The sequence below is a fragment of the Streptomyces sp. NPDC026246 genome, from assembly GCF_055567995.1.
The window spans coordinates 120,452-141,386 of the sequence record NZ_JBVHPJ010000012.1; the positions used below are offsets into that span (position 1 = coordinate 120,452).

19 protein-coding genes are annotated in these 20,935 nt (G+C 68.3%); 10 read left to right on the forward strand and 9 right to left on the reverse strand.

Annotated features, from left to right (window positions below; translation table 11 throughout):
- Positions 1 to 110 precede the first annotated feature (110 nt).
- From ACZ4M5_RS27205 to ACZ4M5_RS27225, 5 genes are all read left to right on the forward strand, one after another.
- Positions 111 to 404 carry a muconolactone Delta-isomerase family protein gene (locus tag ACZ4M5_RS27205; protein WP_145828889.1) on the forward strand — a complete coding sequence of 98 codons (294 nt, stop codon included), beginning with the start codon at positions 111 to 113 and terminating at the stop codon, positions 402 to 404.
- Positions 405 to 479: 75 nt separating this feature from the next.
- Complete coding sequence (locus ACZ4M5_RS27210) at positions 480 to 851, forward strand: nuclear transport factor 2 family protein (RefSeq protein ID WP_467740425.1); 372 nt, start codon at positions 480 to 482, stop codon at positions 849 to 851.
- Between the two features lie 605 nt (positions 852 to 1,456).
- Positions 1,457 to 2,506, forward strand: coding sequence for an LLM class flavin-dependent oxidoreductase (locus ACZ4M5_RS27215; protein ID WP_467740426.1), 1,050 nt, complete (start codon positions 1,457 to 1,459; stop codon positions 2,504 to 2,506).
- The gene (locus ACZ4M5_RS27220) at positions 2,499 to 3,539 is read left to right on the forward strand and encodes an LLM class flavin-dependent oxidoreductase (protein WP_467740427.1); all 1,041 of its coding nucleotides are present in this window, start codon (positions 2,499 to 2,501) and stop codon (positions 3,537 to 3,539) included. Before ACZ4M5_RS27215 ends, ACZ4M5_RS27220 begins: the two co-directional genes overlap by 8 nt.
- 9 nt (positions 3,540 to 3,548) lie before the next feature.
- Positions 3,549 to 4,265 carry an NADPH-dependent F420 reductase gene (locus tag ACZ4M5_RS27225; RefSeq protein WP_467740428.1) on the forward strand — a complete coding sequence of 239 codons (717 nt, stop codon included), beginning with the start codon at positions 3,549 to 3,551 and terminating at the stop codon, positions 4,263 to 4,265.
- A 381-nt stretch (positions 4,266 to 4,646) separates the two neighbouring features.
- On the opposite strand, the gene ACZ4M5_RS27230 is transcribed toward ACZ4M5_RS27225, so the two are convergent.
- Complete coding sequence (locus tag ACZ4M5_RS27230) at positions 4,647 to 5,768, reverse strand: AI-2E family transporter (protein ID WP_467740429.1); 1,122 nt, start codon at positions 5,766 to 5,768, stop codon at positions 4,647 to 4,649.
- Between the two features lie 312 nt (positions 5,769 to 6,080).
- On the opposite strand from ACZ4M5_RS27230, the gene ACZ4M5_RS27235 reads away from it, so the two are divergent.
- Positions 6,081 to 7,028, forward strand: a complete 948-nt coding sequence (locus ACZ4M5_RS27235; protein ID WP_467740430.1) for a LysR family transcriptional regulator — start codon at positions 6,081 to 6,083, stop codon at positions 7,026 to 7,028.
- Positions 7,029 to 7,265: 237 nt separating this feature from the next.
- Positions 7,266 to 7,868 (forward strand): GPP34 family phosphoprotein, encoded by a 603-nt coding sequence (locus tag ACZ4M5_RS27240; protein ID WP_467740431.1) that lies wholly within the window; start codon positions 7,266 to 7,268, stop codon positions 7,866 to 7,868.
- Positions 7,869 to 8,089: 221 nt separating this feature from the next.
- On the opposite strand, the gene ACZ4M5_RS27245 is transcribed toward ACZ4M5_RS27240, so the two are convergent.
- The 4 genes from ACZ4M5_RS27245 to ACZ4M5_RS27260 all read right to left on the reverse strand — a co-directional run bounded on the left by ACZ4M5_RS27245 (position 8,090) and on the right by ACZ4M5_RS27260 (position 11,461).
- Complete coding sequence (locus ACZ4M5_RS27245) at positions 8,090 to 8,803, reverse strand: SDR family NAD(P)-dependent oxidoreductase (protein WP_467740432.1); 714 nt, start codon at positions 8,801 to 8,803, stop codon at positions 8,090 to 8,092.
- Between the two features lie 240 nt (positions 8,804 to 9,043).
- Entirely contained in the window at positions 9,044 to 9,511 is a 468-nt protein-coding gene (locus ACZ4M5_RS27250) for a MarR family winged helix-turn-helix transcriptional regulator (protein WP_467740433.1), read from the reverse strand.
- A 586-nt stretch (positions 9,512 to 10,097) separates the two neighbouring features.
- The gene (locus ACZ4M5_RS27255) at positions 10,098 to 10,553 is read right to left on the reverse strand and encodes a MarR family winged helix-turn-helix transcriptional regulator (protein ID WP_467740434.1); all 456 of its coding nucleotides are present in this window, start codon (positions 10,551 to 10,553) and stop codon (positions 10,098 to 10,100) included.
- A 305-nt stretch (positions 10,554 to 10,858) separates the two neighbouring features.
- Positions 10,859 to 11,461: a hypothetical protein gene (locus ACZ4M5_RS27260; RefSeq protein ID WP_467740435.1), complete on the reverse strand. Its 603-nt coding sequence runs from the start codon at positions 11,459 to 11,461 to the stop codon at positions 10,859 to 10,861.
- 455 nt (positions 11,462 to 11,916) lie between these two features.
- Between ACZ4M5_RS27260 and ACZ4M5_RS27265 the strand changes: the two genes are divergently transcribed.
- Complete coding sequence (locus ACZ4M5_RS27265) at positions 11,917 to 12,447, forward strand: sigma-70 family RNA polymerase sigma factor (RefSeq protein WP_467740436.1); 531 nt, start codon at positions 11,917 to 11,919, stop codon at positions 12,445 to 12,447.
- Positions 12,448 to 12,510: 63 nt separating this feature from the next.
- On the opposite strand, the gene ACZ4M5_RS27270 is transcribed toward ACZ4M5_RS27265, so the two are convergent.
- Together ACZ4M5_RS27270 and ACZ4M5_RS27275 are read right to left on the reverse strand one after the other, a co-directional pair.
- Positions 12,511 to 14,625 carry an AfsR/SARP family transcriptional regulator gene (locus ACZ4M5_RS27270; RefSeq protein ID WP_467740437.1) on the reverse strand — a complete coding sequence of 705 codons (2,115 nt, stop codon included), beginning with the start codon at positions 14,623 to 14,625 and terminating at the stop codon, positions 12,511 to 12,513.
- A 394-nt stretch (positions 14,626 to 15,019) separates the two neighbouring features.
- Positions 15,020 to 16,087, reverse strand: a complete 1,068-nt coding sequence (locus ACZ4M5_RS27275) for an alpha/beta fold hydrolase (RefSeq protein ID WP_467740438.1) — start codon at positions 16,085 to 16,087, stop codon at positions 15,020 to 15,022.
- Positions 16,088 to 16,625: 538 nt separating this feature from the next.
- On the opposite strand from ACZ4M5_RS27275, the gene ACZ4M5_RS27280 reads away from it, so the two are divergent.
- Together ACZ4M5_RS27280 and ACZ4M5_RS27285 are read left to right on the forward strand one after the other, a co-directional pair.
- Complete coding sequence (locus ACZ4M5_RS27280) at positions 16,626 to 17,447, forward strand: hypothetical protein (RefSeq protein ID WP_467740439.1); 822 nt, start codon at positions 16,626 to 16,628, stop codon at positions 17,445 to 17,447.
- The gene (locus tag ACZ4M5_RS27285; RefSeq protein ID WP_467740440.1) at positions 17,444 to 18,289 is read left to right on the forward strand and encodes a prephenate dehydratase; all 846 of its coding nucleotides are present in this window, start codon (positions 17,444 to 17,446) and stop codon (positions 18,287 to 18,289) included. The genes ACZ4M5_RS27280 and ACZ4M5_RS27285 overlap by 4 nt, the downstream gene beginning before the upstream one ends.
- Positions 18,290 to 18,758: 469 nt before the next feature.
- On the opposite strand, the gene ACZ4M5_RS27290 is transcribed toward ACZ4M5_RS27285, so the two are convergent.
- The gene (locus ACZ4M5_RS27290) at positions 18,759 to 19,406 is read right to left on the reverse strand and encodes a response regulator (RefSeq protein ID WP_467740604.1); all 648 of its coding nucleotides are present in this window, start codon (positions 19,404 to 19,406) and stop codon (positions 18,759 to 18,761) included.
- Between the two features lie 71 nt (positions 19,407 to 19,477).
- Entirely contained in the window at positions 19,478 to 20,635 is a 1,158-nt protein-coding gene (locus ACZ4M5_RS27295; protein ID WP_467740441.1) for a sensor histidine kinase, read from the reverse strand.
- Between the last annotated feature and the right edge of the window lie 300 nt (positions 20,636 to 20,935).

The following is a 20,935-nucleotide window of genomic DNA, read 5'->3' on the forward strand; positions in this document are numbered from 1 at the left end:
CGGATCATGTAGGTGCCGAGCCACCCCGGTGCGGGCGGCAGGCAAGGTGAGGCTCCGTGGCCGGTGCCCGTGCTCGGTACCGCCGTCACCAGATCAGAGAGGAACAGATCATGAAGGAGTTCATGGTCGAACTGACCACTGTCGTTCCCGAGGGGACCGACCCGGCGGAGGTTGACCGGCGTCGGGCCGCCGAAGCAGTACGTGCCGGGGAGCTGGCAGCTCAGGGGCGTTTGTTCCGGTTGTGGCGCCCGGTGGGAGAGCTTCGCAGCGTCGGCATCTGGCTCGCCGACGACGAAGCGGATCTGCGCGCGAACGTTCTCGGGAGCCTGCCCTTGTGGCCCTGGATGAGCGCAGTGATCACGCCACTGCAGTCCCACCCGAACGATCCGGGCCGCGCCGCCTGACCTCCTCGGCGGGGCCCCAGTCGCCAGGACCGATCCAGAGGTGGCCAGTTCCGCCTCGACGAACAGGAGTACCTGATGCAGAGCACAGAGACACATCGGAGCATCCTGCGCGGTGTCATGGACCGTTGGAAGGCGGGGGTCGACACGCACGCGCCGCAGGAAGTAGCCGCATGCTTCACCGAGGACGCGATCTTCCAGGGGCTGCATCCGTACAGCGTCGGACGCCCGGGCGTCGCTGAGTACTACGAATCCCAGCCGCTGGGCCTGACGGCGGCCTACGAGGTCCTTGAGACCCGCGAGCTGGCCGACGACGTGCTCCTCGGATACCTCGCTGTCGACTTCTCCTTCGTCGACCGCCCGACCATCTCCGTCAATCTCAGCATCGTGCTCAGGCGCGTTGACGGGGAGTGGCTGATCGGCCACTACCAGGTCTCCAAGCTCGGCTGAGAGAAAGACGGGGTGACTCTCGGGGATCGGCCTTTTCACGGCGCCGTTTCCGTACACGTCACTCAAGTGGCTGGCCGCGGTCCGGGCCATCGATGCAATCTCGGGCGGCCTCCGACAGGCGCGTCGTGCGGTCGGCTGAGAACTTGACGAAGCGTGGCGCCTGGGGGCCTGTCGTTCGGAGCATCCCGGCGTCGCGGGCGACGCCCGGCCGGCGGGCCGCTCACGCGTTGCGCACGCATGTCCACCCTGCGGGATCCAAGCATGCGGCCTGGCGCGCCCATCTGTGGTGTTGTGGTCGGTTGCCGACGCTCCGCGTTGGCGCCCTCTTCCGCCTTGCATCTGGACGCACCAGGCCCGCTCGGGTCGGCGACAGGAGCCGAGCCGAGCCGAGCAGCCGGCCTGATCCAAACGACAGACCTGGGCGCCCAGCGGGCGGGCCGGGCGCGTAGGGCCAGTGTCAAGGGGCTTCGGGTAGCCGAAGCCCAAGCCCGGCATCGTGAAGTGGACTACCCCGGTCTAATTGACGCGTCAAGCAAAAGAGGTATGCTTGACGCGTCAAGCAATAGCTCTCAGGCTGACCGCTGGGAGCAGCCCCGGGAGGAGCCATGGGAGCCAACGCCTTCGAGATCGGGCTGAACTCTTTCGGAGAGGTCGCCACCGACAACGGCCGGACGCTCGATGACGCAGAAACCGTCCGTCTCCTCGTCGAGGAGGCCCGGCTGGCCGAGGACTCCGGGGTGGACGTCTTCAGTGTCGGTGAGCACTACCGGCCGGGCCACGTCGACAGTGCCACCCCCGTCCTGCTCTCCGCCATGGCCACCGCCACGGAACGCCTGCGCCTCGGCACCTCCGTCACCGTGCTGAGCACCAACGATCCGGTGCGGCTCTACCACGAGTTCGCGACGCTCGACGCGGTGTCGAACGGCCGCGCCCAGCTGGTTCTCGGGCGTGCCTCGGCCACGGAATCCTTCCCCCTGTTCGGTTACGACCTCACCGACTACGAGCGACTCTTCGACGAGAAGCTCGAACTGTTCATGCGTCTGCAGCGGGAGGAGAAGGTGACGTGGACCGGTGCGACCCGGCCCCCGGTCACCGAACAGGTCCTGCGGCCGCGGATGCGCCCGGGCGGGATTCCCACCTGGATCGGTGTGGGCGGCAGCCCCAGCTCCGTCGTCCGGGCCGCCCGCTACGGGTTGCCCCTGATGCTGGCCGTGATCGGCGGACGCCCCCGGCGTTTCCGCAGTCACGTGGAGCTTTACCGTCGAGGGCTCCAACAGGCCGGGCACGATCCGCAACCGATCGGGCAGCACTCGCTGGGGCTCATCGCCGACACCGACGAGGAGGCGGTCGAGACCTGGTGGCGGTACTGGGAGCCGGTGGTGCGCCGACTCTCGGAGGAACGCGGCTTCTACACGCCGGACCGGGCACGCTACGAGGCCGAGCTCGAGCACGGGGCGCTTTTCGTCGGATCCCCGGAGAGCGTCGCACGCAAGATCGCCACAGTGGCCCGTGACCTTCATCTGAGCCGCTTCGACCTCAAGTACGACGTCATGCACCTGCCCCGCCAGGCCCGGGCCCGCACGATCGAGCTGCTGGGCCGTGAGGTCGCCCCTCGGGTGCGCGAGATACTCAGTAAGGAACGCACACATGTCTGATCTCGTATTCGGTCTGGACACGTTCGGTGACGTGCCCCGGGACGACTCGGGTGCGCTCGTCTCGCATGCCAGGTCCATCCGGCAGACCGTCACCGAGGCCGTGCTCGCCGACGACCTCGGCGTGGACGTCCTGGCACTCGGTGAGCACCACCGCCCGGAGTACTCGGTCAGCACCCCCGAGACCGTCCTCGCCGGCATCGCCACCCGAACCAAGCGCATCCGACTGTCCTCGGGCGTCACGGTCCTCAGTTCCGACGACCCCGTGCGGGTCTTCCAGCGGTTCGCGACACTCGACGCGCTCAGCAACGGGCGGGCCGAGGTCATCCTCGGCCGCGGCTCCTTCACCGAGTCGTTCCCTCTGTTCGGTTACGACCTGGCCGACTACGACGTGCTGTTCGAGGAGAAGCTCGACCTCTTCGTGCAGTTGCTGAAGGAGGAGCCCGTCACCTGGAAGGGCACCGTGCGAGCCGCCCTCGACAACGCGGAGGTCTATCCGACGACCGAGTCGGGGCACCTGACGACCTGGGTGGGCGTCGGTGGTTCGCCGCAGTCGGTCGTGCGTACCGCTCGTCACGGTCTCCCTCTGATGATCGCCATCATCGGCGGTTCCCCCACACGTTTCGCCCCCTATATCGACCTCTACGAACGCGCCACGGCGCAGTTCGGCACCACGGCCCACCCGGTCGCCATGCACTCGCCCGGCTTCGTCGCGGACAGCGACCAGCAGGCACGCGAGGCGCACTGGCCGGGCTACCGGGCGATCCGTGACCGGATCGGCGAGCTGCGCGGATGGCCGCCGATACGCCGGGAGGAGTACGAAGCCGAGATCGCACACGGCTCCCTGTACATCGGTTCGCCCGAGACGGTCGCGCGCAAGATCGCCGGCACTGTACGGGAACTCGGTGTCGGCCGGTTCGACCTCATCTACACCGCCGGCACGCAGTCGATCAGCGACCGCCTTCGTTCCGTCGAGCTCTACGGCACGAAGGTCATCCCCATGGTCCGCGACATCCTCGCCGACCGGCGTGCGTAAGGAGAGGGAATGAGCACCGAACAGGGATCCACGATCGGCATCCTGGGCGCCGGAAAAGTAGGAACGGTGCTGGCCAGGCTGGCCGTCGCCGCGGGCCATCACGTACTCGTCGCGGGCTCGGGCGACCCCGACAGGATCGCCCTCACCGTCGAGGTCCTGGCCCCGGGAGCCGTCGCGGTCACCGCGGCCGAGGCGGCGAGTCAGGCGGACGTGGTGATTCTGGCCTTGCCCCTGAGCAAGTACCGGGCCGTCCCCGTCGACGCCTTGCGGGGCAAGCTCGTCGTGGACGCGATGAACTACTGGTGGGAGGTCGACGGCGTGCGCGACGACTTCACCGATCCACGCATCTCCACCAGTGAACTCGTACAGGACTTCCTGACCGAGTCGAAGGTGGTCAAGGCGTTCAACCACATGGGTTACCACGACCTCGAGGACGGGGCCGCGCCGGCTGGAGCAGCCGGACGCAAGGCGATCGCCGTGGCCGCCGACGATCCGGAAGCCCTGCGCCGCGTCACCCGCCTGGTCGACGAGCTCGGCTTCGACCCGGTCGAGGCGGGTCCCCTTTCGGAGGGGGTGCGCCTTCAGCCGGGAACGGAGCCGTTCGGGGCCAATGTCGGCGCCGAGGAACTGGCGGCCATGCTGAACCGCTTCCCGGCCACGGAACGCGGCCGCCTGGTCCGTGAGGCCCGTGCCGTCGCACTGACGCCGACCGCCGACGGCCGCTGAGGACCGCTGCCTCACGAGCCGTGCCGACGGCGCGGCCGAACCCAGCACCCCGACTCCCAGCAGCCGTCGGTCGGGCCTGATCGGTTCGGCTCGCAGGACCGAGGCCGGACCTGCGAGGCCGGTCGGTGCGATCCGAAGCTCCTGCCGCAGGGAAGTTGTGGCTGGTCCTGCCGGCAGGAAGGTGGTCGCCCCGCACGCACTTCCCCGGTGTGCGTGGGCGGCCACCGCATGCCCGAGCCGATCGCTGAGCCAGGCGACGGTCTTGCCTGGGCCGGGTGTCCGCGGCGATCGGCTTCGGCCAGGCGGCGACGGGGTGCCCGGTGCCCGGGCGTCCCGCGCGAAGAGCACCGGATCCTGTCCGCGTCCTACCGCCGCCCGCCCTCACCGGTCCTTCTCGGCGGCGGGCACCGGATGCGGGGCTTGGGCATTCCGGGCCGGGTCGTGGTGCCTCAGCTCGCCTACCACGGTGTTGAGCACCGCCACCAAAGGCACGGCCACGACAGCGCCGCCGACACCGGCGACGAGACCGCCTGCCGCCACCGAGAAAATGATGGCCAGCGGATGCACCCGTACGGCGCGGCCGAGGATGAAGGGCTGAAGGATGTGCCCCTCGAGCTGTTGCACACCGAGTACGACGAGCAGCACCAGCAACGCCGTGAACAGGCCCTCTGTCACGAAGGCGATGACCACGGCCAGTGCCCCCGAGATCACGGCGCCGACCAGCGGGACGAACGCGCCGAGGAAGATGACGACGGCGAGCGGCAGGGCGAGAGGCACACCCAGCGCGAAGATGCCCAGACCGATGCAGAGGGCGTCGATGAAAGCGATGACGACCGTGCCGTGGACGTAGGCCGTGAGAGTGCGCCACGCATGACTGCCGGCTCCCGCAAGCGCGGGTCGCGCTGATGCAGGAATCAGCTTCAGGCTCCAGTTCCAGATACGTGGTCCGTCGTAGAGCAGGAAGAGCGTCGAGAACAGCGCCAGCAGAGCGCCCGTGACGAGTTCGGCCACGAGGGTGACGCCGTGGATCCCGACATCGGTGAGGTTCTGCCCGCCGGCGCCGGAGCCGTCGCGCAGCATCTCGGTGAAATCGTCGATCTGCGCTTGCGTGACGTGGAACGGCCCGTCGGCCAGCCAGCGCCTGAGATCCTCGGTGCCGTCCTGCAGGCGATCGGACAGCTCACCGAGATTGCTCATCACCTGCCAGACCACGAACCAACCGACGAGCCCCAGAAAGAGGAAACCGCACAGCGCCGTGCAGACCGTCGCCAGTCCCTTCGGCACCCTGTGCCGGTGAAGCCGGGAGACGGTGGGTTGAAGCAGCGCGCTGATCAGCAGCGAAGCGACGAACGCGAACACGAGGACGCGTACCGAGCCCAGGACTCGCGCGAGAACCCAGATACCGGCGGCGATGACGAGGAGGCGCCAGATCACCTCCGCGGCCACACGGATCCCCCACGGGACGGCCAGTACCGGATCCGGTACGCCGGCGGCATTGGCCACCGGAGCCGGGGGTGTCTCGTCCTGTGCCTGCTGTGGCTGTGCCGCCGGCCGGCCGACATCGCCTCGTCTCCCGCCGCGGGAACGCCTGAACCATCTTCCGAATCGGACAACCACGCTTGTTCCTCGGGTGGAAGCACTGACCCGGTGCACGTCGTTCCTGAGCGGGCGGACGGTCCGGGCATCCTCGACGCGGAGACGACGTCTCCTACCGACCCTTGCCCCGGTGCCCGTCCCGGGGAGCGACCGGCCCGATAGATCACCTCGATGGCTCAGCCCTCCGTCCGAGAAGGCGCTGAGCAGCCCCGGAGTAGCATGACGACCGTGGAGCTGCGCCAACTGCGGTACTTCGTTGCTGTTGCCGAGGAACTCAACTACGCACGGGCCGCGGCCCGCTTGCGGATCGCCGGCCCGTCCTTGTCGCAGCAGATCAAAGCCCTCGAACGCGACCTGGGTGTGCGGCTGTTCAACCGCGACCGCCGCTCGGTCACCCTCACGGAAGCCGGTTCCTCCCTGCTTCCCGAGACCCGGGATCTCGTGTCCCGAGCCGACGGTCTGCAGCATCGTGCCCGGCAGTTGTCCGGTTCGAAGCCGTTGCGGCTGGCCTACGTCCAGTGGCTGCCGCCCGACCTGAGCGCCCGCACTTCCGCGGTGGCTCAGGTGCACACCGACCCATGGGTCGCACCCTCCCACACCCAGGCGGCCCGGGTGGCGGACGGCAGTCTCGACCTCGCCGTGTGCTGGGTGCGGACCGGTGACCTGGAGACGCTCGGACTGCGGGCCGCGCTCGTCGGTGCCCATCGACTGCACGCTGTCACCTCGCAGAAGGACCTGGGCGAGGTGGCTGCCGAGGACACCCTGCTCCTCCTCGACGACGACCCCACCTGGCAGTCGTGGAACACTTACGCCGAGCAGGTGTCCCGCGCGACCGGAGCCCGAGCGGTCCGGGTCTCCGGAAGCAGCCTCACCGGGCAGGCGTTCTTCGAACGCGTCCGTCGCAGTCGCCGTCCCGTCGTCGACAACCCGAAGAACCACGACGCCGACCTTCCCTCCGACCTGACACGAGTGCCCGTCGTCGCCCCGGACATCTACTGGACGTGGTCCCTGGTGTGGCGGGCTGACGACGACCGTGCCGAAGTCCGAGCCGTGGCGGAAGCACTGCGCCGGGAACCGGCCGAGCTGGGGCTCGACGGCCCGGCTGCATGGCTTCCCGGCGACGATCCCCACGGGCGCCGGGCGCCGGGCGGGGCTGCATCAGCGTGACCGCCTTCCCCGGCCGCGCCCGGCGTCTCGCCGGGGCAACCGGGCCACCGGAGGCGTTCACCCCTCCGAACGACGACCATGGGCGGGGAAGGAGCGCCGCAGCCGCCGCCGTGTTTACCTTGAGCGGAGGAAGCTCCGGTGAGGAACGGCGATGGGCTCGCTTCGGGTATCCCATGCGTGTCAGGCCGGCCCTCGCCGTGACCGGCGGCGGTCTTCCAGCCCCATCTGGAGTCGTACGTGGCAACAGCCCTGCACCTGGCGGCCCTCGCTGCCGTTCCCGGCGCCGCGCCGGACTTCGAGCAGGGCGACTTGTCGCTGGCCTTGGCAGGAGCCGAACTCATCGACCTCGCAGATCTGCACGCCGTCGTCCTCATGCGCGACCGGATCGTGCCGGCAGCCGCGCCACGAACAGAGAATCCGATGCTGATCGAAGCCGCCTCGGAGATCACTCGGGACGCCCCCCACGAAACCGTGGAGAGGTGGCTGTGGCGCCGGGGCCGTGACCTCGCCGCGCGCTACCGAATCGCTCTCCGCGCGACCTTGCCGGAGCCACAGGCGCGGGCTTACCGACGTCCCTTCCGTCAGGCAGCCCCGGTTGTAGGCCCTCACGTGCTGTGCAGTGCGACCGACCGGCTGGTCGCGGGCGATCCCGTTCTCACCCACCTCGCAGCCGCTGCGGGAATCGCAGAACCGCCGCCTGAAGACGCGCTCGACGGCCTCGATGAGGACGAGATCGCCGTCCTTGCCGACGTCCACCAGGCCATCACTCAACTGGCCGCCGAACGGCAACGCCGGTCGGTCGAGAGAGGGGGGTTCGACACCCTCTGGCGTGGGTTCTGACCTCCGAGGGGAGAAGCCCAGTGCATGCCTGCTGCGCCCAGCTCACTCATGCGCATTGAGCACCCACGGCCGGCGGCTGTGGCAGGAGTGCGGGTGCGGGGCACACGTCCGCTCACCCGGTCCGTATCCGTCGTGCGCAGAGGGATGGAGATCCCTCTGCGAGCGGGTCGGGCGAGTCGGTCGCATCGGGAGGGCGTGTCCGACCGAAGGGATTCCGGCGGTCAGTGTCCCGCCGTCTGGCCACCGTCGACGGGCAGGATGGCCCCGGTGACGAAGGGAGCGTTCTCCAGGTAGAGCACCGCATCGGTGATGTCGCCGATCTCACCCATGCGACCGACCGGGTGCAGACCCGCGAGGGTCTCGTGGTGTTCCTCCGGGTGCATGGGGGTCTTGATCGTGCCGAGGGCCACCGCGTTGGAGCGAATGTTCCTGGACGCGTACTCGATGGCCAGGGCCTTGGTGGCGGCCTGGAGACCTCCCTTGGAGAGCGAGGCCAGCAAGGAAGGGACGTTCGAGTTGGGGTGCTCGACCAAGCTGGTGGTGATCTGCACGATGTGGCCGCCTCCCTGTTTCAGCATCTGCTCGACCGCGAGCTGTGAGATCCGGAAGAAGCCGGCGACGTTGACTCCGAGCACCGCGTCGTAATCGGCTTCGGTGAAGTCGGTGAACTCCTTGGAGAGGAAGATGCCCGCATTGTTCACGAGCGTGTCGATGCGCCCGAACCGCTCCAGGCCGGCGGCGATGACCCGCTCGGCGGTGGCACGGTCCGCGATGTCGCCCTGCACGGTGAGGATCTGGTCGTCCTGTGATTCGGCGATGGTCCGCGAGGTGGCGACCACGGCCCAGCCCTGCTTGCGGTAGGCCTCCACGAGGCCCGCGCCGATACCCTGCGATGCGCCTGTGATGACGGCGACCTTCTGCCCGGTGTTGCTCATGATGCTCCTCAGGTCACTTTCCGGCACGCTAGTCGACCGGTCCTCTGAAGATAGACGACCGGTCTAGTTTGGTCAACCCTCGCCGCACATGGAGTGGCGCACCGGCTATGGGGACGGAGCCGGCCCGACATGACCTGCCCCGAAGAGGAAGTCGTGATCAACCCACGGCCACCGACGATGTGAACGAACCGCCGGCTCCTTCCGTGGCGGCGCGGGCACCGTGGGGGAGGGCGAGCGTGATCACATGGCGACCTTCTGCAGCGCGGTGGCAAGTGACTTCAGGTCTATTCCGGCGAGGTGATCGAGGAAGTGGCGACGCACGGCCGCCAGGTTCGTCGGCCAGGCCTCCTCCAGTCTCGCGAAGCCGGCTTCGGTCAGGGCCGCATACCAGCTGCGGCCGTCCTGATCGCACCGCACGCGCTGGATGAAGCCCTCCTTCTCCAACCTGTGGACGACGCGGGTCGTGCCGCTGAGCGACATTTCACACGCTGTGGAGAGGTCGCCCATGCGCAGACGGCGCTTGGGTGCCTCTGACAGATGCATCAAGGTCAGGTACTCCGTGGCGGACATGCGCTGTTCCTGCATCATGTCGGCGTCGATGGAGCGTGGCAGGGCGTAGATCAGGTGGGGCAGGGATCGGACGACGGCCTCCTCGTCCGCGTTCAGTGGTCGCACCGCGTCCTTGGCCGGCGTCGGCTGGAACGTCATCAGAAGGCTCCTGTTCAGGCAGAAGGAGCCGATCGGCCGAGCCCTTTCGGTGTCCGCATCCGATTCTTCGAACCGTTGGCAGTGCGATCCGGATCTCGGTCCGTGAGCGCCGACTGTGCTGTCGGCTCCTTCCACTCTTAGATTGTTTGACGAAGCAATCTTACGACCTACCGCTTGCACGGGCAATTTTCCCGGGGAGGTCTGCTGATTACGAGCCTGCTTCGGTGGCAACGCCCTGATCGGCGAAAACCTGACTCAAGCCGCCGACCGGGGTGGGGGAGAGGCTCGCCGCCGTCGAGACCGAAGGGCCGGGGAAGTTCAAGGCCGCAGCGGCCGGACCGCCAGTCCGGGGCGCCCCGGTGGTGACGCGGTGGCGAGTCCTTCGAGACGATGACAAGCCCGCTCGCCGGGGCGCGCTGCACTGGACAAGAACCTCACTCAGCCGTGCCCTGGGACCGCGGTCATGCTCGTCGGAGCCCACGGCCCCTCCGGCCGCCGGCCTGGGCTACCGAAAAGCTTCCCGATGCTGAGAGCCGGCCGCCCGACCCATGGGGCCCCGGCCGGTTCCACTCTCGTCCACCGCGCGTCAGGGGGCCGCTATGCGTTCCAGCACTTCGGCGGCAGCCGCGACGTCACAGCCTTCCAGTCGGGAGAAGATGTGGCGGCGCACACTGGCGAGGTTCGTCGGCCATGCCTGCCGCAGCATTTCCCATCCGGAGTCGGTGAGAATGGCCAGCCAGGCCCTCCCGTCCTCCGGACTCCGCTGGCGCTGGACGAGTGACTGCGCTTCGAGACGGTTGACAACCCGCGTCATGCCGCTGAGCGAAAGGCCGCACATCGTGGCCAGTTCGCTCATGCGCATCTGGTGGTGCGGGACCTCGGAGAGATGCACCAGGACCGTGTACTCGGTACTGGTGATCGGATGTTCCTCGAGCATGTCCGCATCGACGACTCGAGGGAGCGCCGCCATTACTCTGCCCAGAGCGCGAAGGAAGGCCTCCTCGTCCGCGTTGAGGGGATTGATCGTCGTCGCGTCTGCCATGGACGCAGTCTAATGGGCGAGTTCGTTCCCCGAAGACGCATGGATATGGTCTTGTTGGCTCCGCGTGAACTGACCGCAGATGAGTGGCTGAATGGCCGCGCCCGTTCCCCATCCGCCGCTTGCCTGAGATGACCATTCGTCTTAACTCGGAAACACGTGTGTCGAATGCGGGAGAGGCTTCTGGTGACCCGGCGAGCCAGGAGAGGCGGACTGTTCCTTCGCGCTGTCGGCGAGCGGCGGTGCGAGGATCCGGCCGGCCCGGGGCTCCCGGAACGCTTCCGGCCGCCGGGTCACGTCCGGAAGGTCTAGCTTTCCGTGGCTCCGGCGTCGCCTTCTTCCGCCGGAACGCCGCCGCGTGCATCGTCCGCGAGGGTGTACATGACCGAACGCTGTTGCTTGTGGCGCTGGACCTGCCCCTTGGCGACGAGCGACTCCAAGGTGTTCCGCACCACTTGTGGCGTCGGCGACCGGTCAGGGTGCTTGGCCGTCAGCTCAGCGTGCAGCTCCTTGGCGAGGCGCGGTTCCGCGTGGGCACCAAGCAGTGCCGTCAAAATCTCCCCGAGAGGCTGACGCGACTTCCCCTTCGCGCCCGACTCTGCCAGGACCCTTTTGAGCCGGCGTTCCCTCAGGTGCGCCGAGCGTCGCGTCGTCTGCTGCTCCGGAGGCTGCACAGGCCGTCCGGCCGGAATATCTGTCCCGGACCCTTTCTGAGGGGGCAATTCCGCTGTTCCGAGCAGGCCCTCATGACGCTCAGCGAGACTCAGGATGTCGACCAGAAGGGCTTCCTCGTGCTTCAACCGCACGAGAGCCTTGGCCAGTTCCTCCTGCTGATGTCGGTTTTCTTCCAAGTCCGACGCGGCCCGTTCAACATACCGCGACCGGAGCGTGTCGGTTGATTGGCTGGTCACAACCGTTCACTCCCTTACATGGATGATTTTGCCGCATCGTACCCATGCCGCTGCGTCCGAGACGGACCTATGTCATCGAGGTGACCTTCCGCTCAGATATGCGGCGCGGTCTCCGGCTCGAATGGCGGCTCTCGGCACCCACCACACTCCCGCCTTGCGGCACCGAGGGAGAGCGCCGATCGGCACCAGTCCGCATGCGGGTGGTCACGAATTTCCCCGAAGGTGTGAACCGGAGCCGCCGCCGTCTCGTGTTGCCATGTGGACCGGCTCGTGTGGGACGCTCTCGGCGGGCGTCGCGCCTGCTGAGAGCGTCCGACGGAGTCCCCGGTCCCCTTCCGGCCGGCGAGATCACTGAAGCGTCATAAAAGCGACAGTTTTCAGGCACCCGGTCATGCCTACGGTGCGCATGAGGAGGCACCCCACCGGCCTCCGATCAGCATGAACAGAAATGCAGGATGGCTCAGATCATGGCTACGCCCCCCACAGAAACGCCCCGGCCGGATCTGCTCGGGTTCATCATGAGGGAACATCGGGACGCCCTCGTCTCATACGCCGAGAAGATGCTGGGTGACCGAGGACTGGCCGAGGACATCGTTCAGGAGACACTCATCCGCGCTTGGCGCAACACCGACCGGCTGCTGACGAGGGACGGGTCCCTACGTGGTTGGCTGTTCACCGTCACACGTCACCTGGTGGTCGACTGGGTGAGGAAGCCGCACATTCGCAAGGAAGTCGTAGGCGCCTCCTACCACGACCCGCCGGCGATGGGTGAGGGACTCGAAGCAGTGCACGACGCCATGGTGACTCGGCCCTCGCTTCGCCTGCTGTCTCCGGAGCATCGGGCTGTCCTCGTGCACATCTACCTCTGCGATCGCACGATCAAGGAGACGGCCGCCCTCCTCGGTATCCCCGCAGGCACCGTCAAGTCTCGGCAGCACAACGCTCTGCGCCAGCTGCGTCGCGTGCTTCAGCCCGGCGCAGCCTGAGCGGCGCGGGGCGGTGCCCCCGGGTGCGTCGGCACGGGCGCACCCCGGGGGCCCGGAAAACGCTCAACGCCGGCCCGCAGGGAAGGGCGTCGCCAGCATGGCCTTCAAGTGCGACCTGAACGACTGCCCTTGGGGATGATGGCGGAGGTGGTGGTCGAGTGTCGGCAGGAGAGACCTCTCGGCGACGACCCAGTCGGCGGCGTCGGTGCGCCCGTCGAATTCCTGGGGCCGGACGCCCGGGCGTGGCGGCGGCAGGATCACCGTTCTCCGGTGCGGTGTGAGGAGGGCGGTGGCGGCATCGGCGCTGTAGAGGTAGTGCTCGAGCATCCGGGCACGAGCGGCGGAGCGCACCTCACTCGTGTCCACGGTCGCGCTGACGTCGGCCGCGAACGAGCGCAGCAGCTCATACTGGGTGTACCGGTCAGGAGCCACTTCCGCGAGCAGATGGTGATCGAGGAGCTCCGCCAGGTTCTCACGTACCGTGCGCAGGCCGCCTCCCGTCAGACTGGCGGCGGCTCCGAGGGTGCATTCGCGGGACGGGTGCAGACTGAGCAGGCGGAAGAGCCTTGCCGCGTCGGCACTCAGCGCGTCGTACGAACGTCGGAACGCGGTGGCCGTATCGGTGCGGGCGTCGTGACTGGACAGGGCCACCAGCCCCTCCCGCAGCTCCGAGGCGAGAGAGGCGAGGGAGAACCTGGTACGCATCGAGGCACGGGTGCCCGCCATGGCCAGCGCCAGGGGCAGCCCGTCGCAGCGCTCGGCTATCGCGTCCGCGTGGGCCCGCTCGGCGCGCACCCGCTCCATTCCGATGCGGCTTCCGAGCAGTTCAACGCCCTCTTCACGAGTCATGGGGGTGAGGGTGACGAGGCGCGCGTCATGGGTTACCGCCAGTCCCTCCAAGCGCCGTCGGCTGGTGACGATCACCAGGCTGCCCGCTGCCGCGGCCAATAGAGGACGTACCTGTTCGCATTCCCGCGCGTCGTCGAGGAGCAGGAGCAACCGCCGTCGGGCGAGTGCGCTTCGGTAGACGGAGCCGAGCGCTGCTTCGTCGTGGTCTTCCCCTGCCGGACGGACTTCGAGGGCATCGAGCACCGCGCGCATGGCCTGCGCGGCACTGAGGGGGGCCCGTGTGGGGTGGTAACCCTGGAGATCCACATGGATCTGCCCGTCGGGAAAGTGTTCAGTGCTCTGGCGAGCCCAGTGCACGGCCAGGGTGGTCTTCCCGACTCCCGCCATGCCGCCCACCGCGACGACCGTGGCAGCCGCGGAGCTGCCAAGAGCCGCTGTCGGCAGGAATTGCCGACAGCGGTTCAGGACCTCGGCCCGGCCGACGAAGGGCACAAAAGTGTGAGGCAGATGAACCGGTTCGAGGGCCACCGGTCCGGTCTGGCGCATCGGCGTGGAGCTCTGCCGGCGCTTGCGCAGGAAACGTTGCTGGACGGAACGCAGGGCGGAACCGGGCTCGACGCCCAGCTCATCGGCCAGGGTGCGACGGATACGCTCGAACTGCTCCAGGGCCTCGGCCTGCCGGCCGGTGGTGGCCAAGGCGGTGATGATGTGGGCATGCAGCGCCTCGTCGAACGGGTGTCCCTCCACCGCCCGCCGCAGGGCCATCAGCACCTCCTCCGTCGATGCCGGGGCCGCGGTCAGGACGACATCGGCCGCCTCCTTGACTGCGGCCACGAATTCGCGGCCCACCGAGGTGAACGCGGGGTGCTGGGAGACGTACGTGCCGTCGGCCACCACCGGACTGCGCCAGAGCCGCAGGGCATCGGTGAAGTGCAGGGCGGCTTCCGCGGCGTCGCCGTCCTTCGCCGCGAGTTGTGCCCGGGTGCGGAGCTCGCGGAAGCGCAGTAGATCGGATGTCGACGCGTCGAGGAGGAGGCGGTATCCGTCGGCGGACCGCGACAGGCGTTCGGCCGGGGCGCGGTTGCTCAATCCGGGTTCCAGCAGTTTGCGCAGTGCGCTGATGTTCCGGTGGACGATGTTGACGGCGCTGACCGGTGGCTCGTCGTCCCAAAGGACATCGACCGCGTCCCGCAGGGAGACCGGGCCGGGCGCCCGGAGCACCAGCAGAGACAGTAGTGCCAGACGCTTGGGGGGGCCCACATCGAGCCGGGTGTGCCCGCGCATGGCGCGCACGGTGCCGAGAACCGAGTAGTACACCTTGGCGTCCATGGAGCAGTCGCCGTTCCTCAGCAGTGGTCGGACAACGCCTGGGGACCGGGCGATTCCGGCCTCTGGCACACTTGCTGCTTCGCGGCCGGATTGTCCGGGCGGCCGTCGTTGAGCCACTTCACGAGTAGCCGATCACCTGACGTAACCCAAGTAAAAGAGGGTAACCTTGACCTGTCAAATACGCATATCCGTTGCCTCGCAGTCGGCATCCCGTTGGACGTCATCTGGACCGGGGGTCATGGACCTACCTACCGGGATGCCCAGAGCGGTGGGTTCAGTTCATCGGATTCAGTGATCCGAGGGAGCTGCCTGTGCGCGTTCGTCCGCAACGGCACTCAGGACGCACAGTGGCCCGCGTGAGGACGGTAGGCGGAGGCCCCCCCCGCGCGACACCTCACAGGTGGTCGACGTCGACCACCGCCTGCGCGAAGGCCGTGGGAGCCTCCTGCGGCAGGTTGTGACCGATACCGGTCAGCGTTCGGTGGGCGTACTTGCCCGTGAACCTGTCGCGATACGAGGCACCGTTGCCGGGGGCGGTGAACGGATCGCGCTCGGCGTCGAGGGTGATGGTGGGCACTTCGATGACGGGGCGGGTGGCGAGCTGTCGCTCATAGCGCTCGTAGCGAGCCTCTCCGTCGGCGAGACCGAGCCGCCAGCGGTAGTTGTGGATCACGATCGCCGCGTAGTCGGGGTTCTCGAACGCGGCGGCGGTGCGCTCGAATGTGGCGTCGTCGAAGTCCCACGTGGGGGAGACGGTGTCCCAGACCAGACGGCACAGGTCGTGCCGGTTCGTCTTGTTCTCCATGGCGAGGCGGCCCCGCTCCGTCGCGAAGTAGTACTGGTACCACCAGGCGTACTCCGCCTTGGGCGGGATGGGCTGCTTCTGGGCCTCGACGTTGGTGATGATGTAACCGCTCACCGACACGAGTCCCTTGACCCGCTCCGGCCACAGGGCGGCGATGATGTCGGCCGTGCGCGTGCCCCAGTCGAAACCGGCGAGCAGGGCCTGATCGATCTTGAGCGCGTCCATCAGGGCGATGATGTCCAGGGCGATGGCCGACTGCTGCGCGTTGCGGAAGGTGCGAGCGGACAGGAAGCGGGTCGTGCCATGGCCGCGCAGGAAGGGCACGATGACCCGGTACCCCTGTGCCGCCAGCAGCGGGGCGACATCGACGAAGCTGTGAATGTCGTAGGGCCAGCCGTGCAGGCAGATGACGACGGGGCCGTGCGCCGGCCCGGCCTCGGCGTAGCCGACGTTGAGCACTCCGGCCCTGACGTGCTTGATCCGGTCGAACGAGGTGTGCGTCCCGGGAGTCACGGTGGGCACTGTCGGCGCAGGCCCACCGGCACCGCTCCGGCGGTCGGTCGAGGCCTTCGCACTGGCCGGGAACCCGGCGAGTGAGACCGCGGCCATGCCGCTGCCGAGGCCGGCGGCCTTGGTGAAGGTACGCCTGTTGATCATGGGATCTCCATCGTGAGTGGACTGTCGGGTGGCGGCGCTCCGACGGTCTTTCCCGGGGACGTCCGCTTCTGCGCGATGACATTTCCATACCCCACCATCACCGGTCAAGCTGGTGATGCAAGCTTGTGTTTGTGTCCGCAAGGAGCACACCGCACACGGCGCTTGATTCGCCGGTAAAACACATGTGCGCCACATGCCGTTGGTGTGCCCTGCCGTCACACGGACGGTGGCTGCCGCGCAACCCGATTCAGACTCAAGCGGCCAGCCGGACGGCGCCTGTGGCGGTACTCACATGAACATTGGTGCCCCGCCCATGCGTGGCGTCAGTGGAAGGAACCGGATTGCCACGCGCGAGTCGTCCGCTCGTCGTCATCGCCCGACCAAGGACGCGTACCGGCGGCGGCAGCCGGGGACGGCAGTTCTCGTGGGACTCGTGCCGACGACGTCCGTGTGAAGGTGAGAGTTGATCAGAAATGCGCAGCAGGCCCCGCTCAGCGGTAGCCCGCATACGACTGGACCGGGCTCGGATCTGCTCGACGTGCACGACCACTTCGACTCGGCCGCATACCGGGATGCGTCCACGACCTGGGACGTGTTCACTCGCACGTGGAACTGGGCTGCTTCGCTGGCTGTCGCCTTTCCTGTCGTCGAACCTGGTATCGGTCCCTTGGTCAGGCCCGTGGACGGAGGTTTCTGGGTCTCCGGTCGCTGGCACCTGACCTCGAACCGACAGCCCGACTGGGTGGCCCTCTCCATGGTTCCCGCCGGGCATGCCACTCAGCGCACGGTGCACGCGGGCGGAGTCGATCTCTTCGTCATGTCCGGCAGGGCGCGTTTGCTGTCCGGACAGACCGGAACGCGCGCGCCGGCGGGCCTCCTCGACCTGGTCGACGCGTATATACCTGCCGGACTGACCACCAGTCGGTCAGGCGTGCCCCTCAAGGAGAGCGACGCCGACTTCCTCAGTGTCGCCGTCACGGCCATGGCCTTGGGGGCGGCCCGGCGCCTCACCTATGTGCTGGCCCGCCTGGCCGACGCCGCCCCGGCCGCCGCCGTCCCCGCAGCCGATCTGGCCGCCTTGATGCACGGCGAGCAGGCAACCCTCAGGTCGACGCTGTACGGCTTGAGAGACGCACCCGGAGGCACCGCCCGTGCGGTGGGTCCACTGGCACGGGCCCTGAGCGTGGCCAGACATGTGGTGGCAGGCGCCTACGAAGGGGCCATCACGCTCGTCGGGCAGGACGGCCGGCACCCCTTGGGCTACCTGATCGAGGCGGCGACACCGATCCTGCAGGCCACGCGATTCGTCGAGGACTTCACGACCGGCCGGCACCACCATCGAACGGAAGGGCCGGCATGACAACCGTCGCCTATCAGGGTGAACCCGGGTCGAACTCCTCGATGGCCGCGCATGCGCTGTACCCGGCGGGCAGCGAACTGGCCTGTCCGAGCTTCGATCAGGCACTGGACGCGGTCATCCACGGTGCCGCCGACGTCGCCGTGATTCCGGTGGACAACTCAGTGGCAGGGCGCGTCGCGGACGTACATCACCTGCTGCCGGAATCCGGACTCTTCATCGTCGCCGAGTACTTCCTGGCCATCCACTTCGACCTCATGGGCGTGCCCGGCGCGTCCCTCGACCAAGTGGAGTGCGTACGCAGTCACGTACACGCGCTGGGGCAGTGCCGGAGGGTGCTCCGAGAGGGTGGCTGGCGCGCCCTGGTCAGCGACGACACCGCAGGGGCGGCGCGAGAGGTGGCCGAACTGGACGATCCTCGGCACGCGGCCCTCGCCCCGCCGGCTGCCGCGCAGATGTACGGGCTGGAGGTTCTGCGGTCGGGGGTGGAGGACGAACCCGACAACACGACGCGGTTCGTCGTCCTCTCGCGGGAGAGTGCGGTTGCGCCGTACACGGACGAGCCGACGATGACGAGTGTGTTCTTCTGCGTGCGGAACATTCCCAGCTCTCTCTACAAGGCGCTCGGCGGTTTCGCGAGCAGTGCCGTGAACCTCACCAAGATCGAGAGCTACCAGGTGGGTGCGGGTCTGCAGGCGAGCCGGTTCTACGCGGAGATCGAGGGGCACCCCGAGGAGCCCGGAGTGAAACTCGCCCTGCAGGAGTTGCGCTTCTTCTCGTCAGAGGTGCGTGTCCTCGGTGTGTACCCGGCTCACGCGCACCGGCGGCGACTGCGCGTGACCTGAACGAGTTTGGGAGGCGTGTCACAGCCACGGCCGGATCGTCCCGGTGTCACGTGCACGGCGCCCAGTTCGCCGCCCACCTCAAGGGTTCCGAGAACCCGGAAGGAAGCCCCGGGCAAGCCGATGCCGTCGAATCCAGCCGAAGCTGTCATGCCCACCCTGTCTCTGTGGTCCTGTCGTAGCCTGGTCCGACTCGCCCATGTGGCGGCGGAACCGCTGCGATCACGCGGTGCTTGGTGCAACGGGTGGCGCCGTCATGGTGCCTCGCGGTGGGCATGTACTTCGAGCCCACCGCTTGGCAGCGGCTCTCCACCGGTGGAGGTCCGCCCCGGAGGCGCGGAACGTCACCCCGAACCTCACGGGTCTGCCCCGCGACCGAAGCGGCCGGTCCCTCCGCCCTCCGCGGTGACCGGCGGAGCGACCTCGTACTACAACGGTGCCGGCCGTGGTTGATCACGGGGCCGCAAAACGTCTACTTCGGATCGCTGCGGTAGACGAGGAGGGCGATCTGCACGCGGTTGTTGAGATCCAGCTTGCTCAGGATGTGTGACACATGCGCCTTGACCGTGGGCACGCTCATGTACAGTTCGGCGGCGATCTGTGCGTTGGTCTTCCCCTCGCCGACGGCGACGGCCACCTCGTGCTCGCGGGGGCCGAGCCGACCCAGCAGTTCCCTGGCGTGGCGGGTGCCCACGTGATCGCGGGGCGGGGTTCCGGCACCGCTGCGTCCCGCCGGCTCCGCGGGCGTCGTCCGTGCCGTGGTGACCGCCGCGATCAGTTGTCGGAGCGCGTCGGGCGAGAGTACGGCCTCACCGCCGGCCGCCTTGCGCAGCGCGGCCACGATGTCCTCCGGCGAGGTGTGCTTCAGCAGGAAGCCCGTCGCGCCGGCTTGCAGGGCGCGCAGCACATAGCTGTCCGTCGTGAACGTGGTGAGCATGATGATCTCGGGGGCGTCCGGGCGGGCTCGCAGGATCCGGGTGGCCTCGATGCCGTCCAGGGTGGGCATGCGGATGTCCATGAGGACCAGGTCGGGTGAGTGCGCATCGACGAGGCCGGGTACCTCGTCGCCGTCGGACGCCTCGGCCACCACCGTGATGTCCTCGGCGGCCCCCAGCATCATGCGCAGCCCGGCGCGGACCAGGGCGTCGTCGTCGGCGAGGAGTACGCGGATCACATCGCTCTCCACAGCGTTCACGCGGTCCATGGCAGATGAGCCAGTACCGAGAATCGGCCCGCTGCCGCGCCATGGGTGAGCTGTCCGCCCGCCAGAGCGGCCCGCTCCGCCAGCCCGATGAGGCCCAGGCCCGCCCCCACGGGTGCGCTACGGGGCGTGGGTTCACGCAAAGTGTTGACGATCTCCAGGGTGAGCCCCTCCCCGGGCGCGCCGGCCAGTGTGACCCGCACCTTCTCACCCGGAGCGTGCTTGCGGGCGTTGGTCAGGGCTTCCTGGACGATCCGGTAGACGGTGCGACTGGTGAAGTCGTCGGGCTGTGGCGCCTGGGTGAGCCGCATGTCCATCTCGACGTCCATGCCGGCCCCCCGGTTCTCCGCCAGGAGGTGCTCCAAGTTGCCCAGGGTCGGTTGCGGTGGCTCCGCGCGGTCGGTGGTGTCCGGGCCCAGCGGGGTGCGCAGCACGCCGAGAACCTGCCGGAGATCCTCCACGGCCCGGCGGGCGCTGACGGCGACCACCTCGGCCGCTTGCTGGATCTGCTCGGCCGGTGCGTGGGGATTGAACGTCAGTGCTCCGGCGTGAACGCTCAGGAGGGAGAGGCGGTGGGCGAGGACATCGTGCATCTCCCGGGCGATCGCTTCCCTCTCACGAAGCCGGGCCCGGGCCGCGTTCAGCTCGGACTCCCGCTCGGCTCGCAGGGCGCGTTCGCGCATGGTGCGCATGAACAGACCCCAGCCCACCGATCCAAGAACCACCAGAGCACCGCTGATCGCCGCGGCCATGTGCGGTGAGTCGAACGCCCCCTCCGCCGCGAGGCACAGCGGGATCGGCAGGAGGCCCACTGCGGTTGTGACCCGTGTCGTGCGGGTGTCGCACCGGGACGCGACCGTGAAGAGGGCGATCGCCGCCGCCGGAACGACGGGGAAGAGGATGCACAGTCCCACCAGGGCCACCGCGACCATCACGGGGCGGCTGCGCCGCCACCAGATCAGCACGCCGGTGAGGAGGACGGAAAGCAACGGCACGCCGAGGTACAGGCTCGTCCCTCCGGGTGCGAGGTTCACTTCTCGGCTCGTGAACACTTGCGGGTACAGCCGCAAGCCCACACGGTCGGCGTACAGCGCGCTGACCGCGGTCGCCGCCATGGCGGCGCCGGTCACTGCCGAGTCACGCAGCACGGACCGTCCGCGCCGACCTGGTTTCTTCTGATGCACGACTACGCAACCTACGACGGACCGCTGCACCGGAGCCAGTCGCTCCGCGGGGTCACGGCCACATCTAGACCAAGGTATAGGGCTCCGCTCTCACATCGGCGAGCTCGCGCCGGTCGCGTCACGTCACCGTCTTGACCGGTGACGAAGTCGGTGTCATGATCGATGTGCAGCTGCGAGGCGGCGAATCACTCGCCGCTCACTCCTTGGCGTGTCCGCTGCCAGGCCTCTGGAGATCACGCTTGTCGGGGCTTACCGGCTGCCGGT

What these genes read in the sequence shown, in the direction of transcription:
- ACZ4M5_RS27290 (WP_467740604.1), bottom strand. Translation starts at nt 19,406, where the DNA reads ATGATGCTGGGGGCCGCCGAGGACATCACGGTGGTGGCCGAGGCGTCC.
- ACZ4M5_RS27275 (WP_467740438.1), bottom strand. Translation starts at nt 16,087, where the DNA reads ATGATCAACAGGCGTACCTTCACCAAGGCCGCCGGCCTCGGCAGCGGC.
- ACZ4M5_RS27250 (WP_467740433.1), bottom strand. Translation starts at nt 9,511, where the DNA reads ATGACGTTCCAGCCGACGCCGGCCAAGGACGCGGTGCGACCACTGAAC.
- ACZ4M5_RS27235 (WP_467740430.1), top strand. Translation starts at nt 6,081, where the DNA reads ATGACGACCGTGGAGCTGCGCCAACTGCGGTACTTCGTTGCTGTTGCC.
- ACZ4M5_RS27225 (WP_467740428.1), top strand. Translation starts at nt 3,549, where the DNA reads ATGAGCACCGAACAGGGATCCACGATCGGCATCCTGGGCGCCGGAAAA.
- ACZ4M5_RS27285 (WP_467740440.1), top strand. Translation starts at nt 17,444, where the DNA reads ATGACAACCGTCGCCTATCAGGGTGAACCCGGGTCGAACTCCTCGATG.
- ACZ4M5_RS27265 (WP_467740436.1), top strand. Translation starts at nt 11,917, where the DNA reads ATGGCTCAGATCATGGCTACGCCCCCCACAGAAACGCCCCGGCCGGAT.
- ACZ4M5_RS27255 (WP_467740434.1), bottom strand. Translation starts at nt 10,553, where the DNA reads ATGGCAGACGCGACGACGATCAATCCCCTCAACGCGGACGAGGAGGCC.
- ACZ4M5_RS27215 (WP_467740426.1), top strand. Translation starts at nt 1,457, where the DNA reads ATGGGAGCCAACGCCTTCGAGATCGGGCTGAACTCTTTCGGAGAGGTC.
- ACZ4M5_RS27270 (WP_467740437.1), bottom strand. Translation starts at nt 14,625, where the DNA reads ATGGACGCCAAGGTGTACTACTCGGTTCTCGGCACCGTGCGCGCCATG.
- ACZ4M5_RS27205 (WP_145828889.1), top strand. Translation starts at nt 111, where the DNA reads ATGAAGGAGTTCATGGTCGAACTGACCACTGTCGTTCCCGAGGGGACC.
- ACZ4M5_RS27220 (WP_467740427.1), top strand. Translation starts at nt 2,499, where the DNA reads ATGTCTGATCTCGTATTCGGTCTGGACACGTTCGGTGACGTGCCCCGG.
- ACZ4M5_RS27245 (WP_467740432.1), bottom strand. Translation starts at nt 8,803, where the DNA reads ATGAGCAACACCGGGCAGAAGGTCGCCGTCATCACAGGCGCATCGCAG.
- ACZ4M5_RS27210 (WP_467740425.1), top strand. Translation starts at nt 480, where the DNA reads ATGCAGAGCACAGAGACACATCGGAGCATCCTGCGCGGTGTCATGGAC.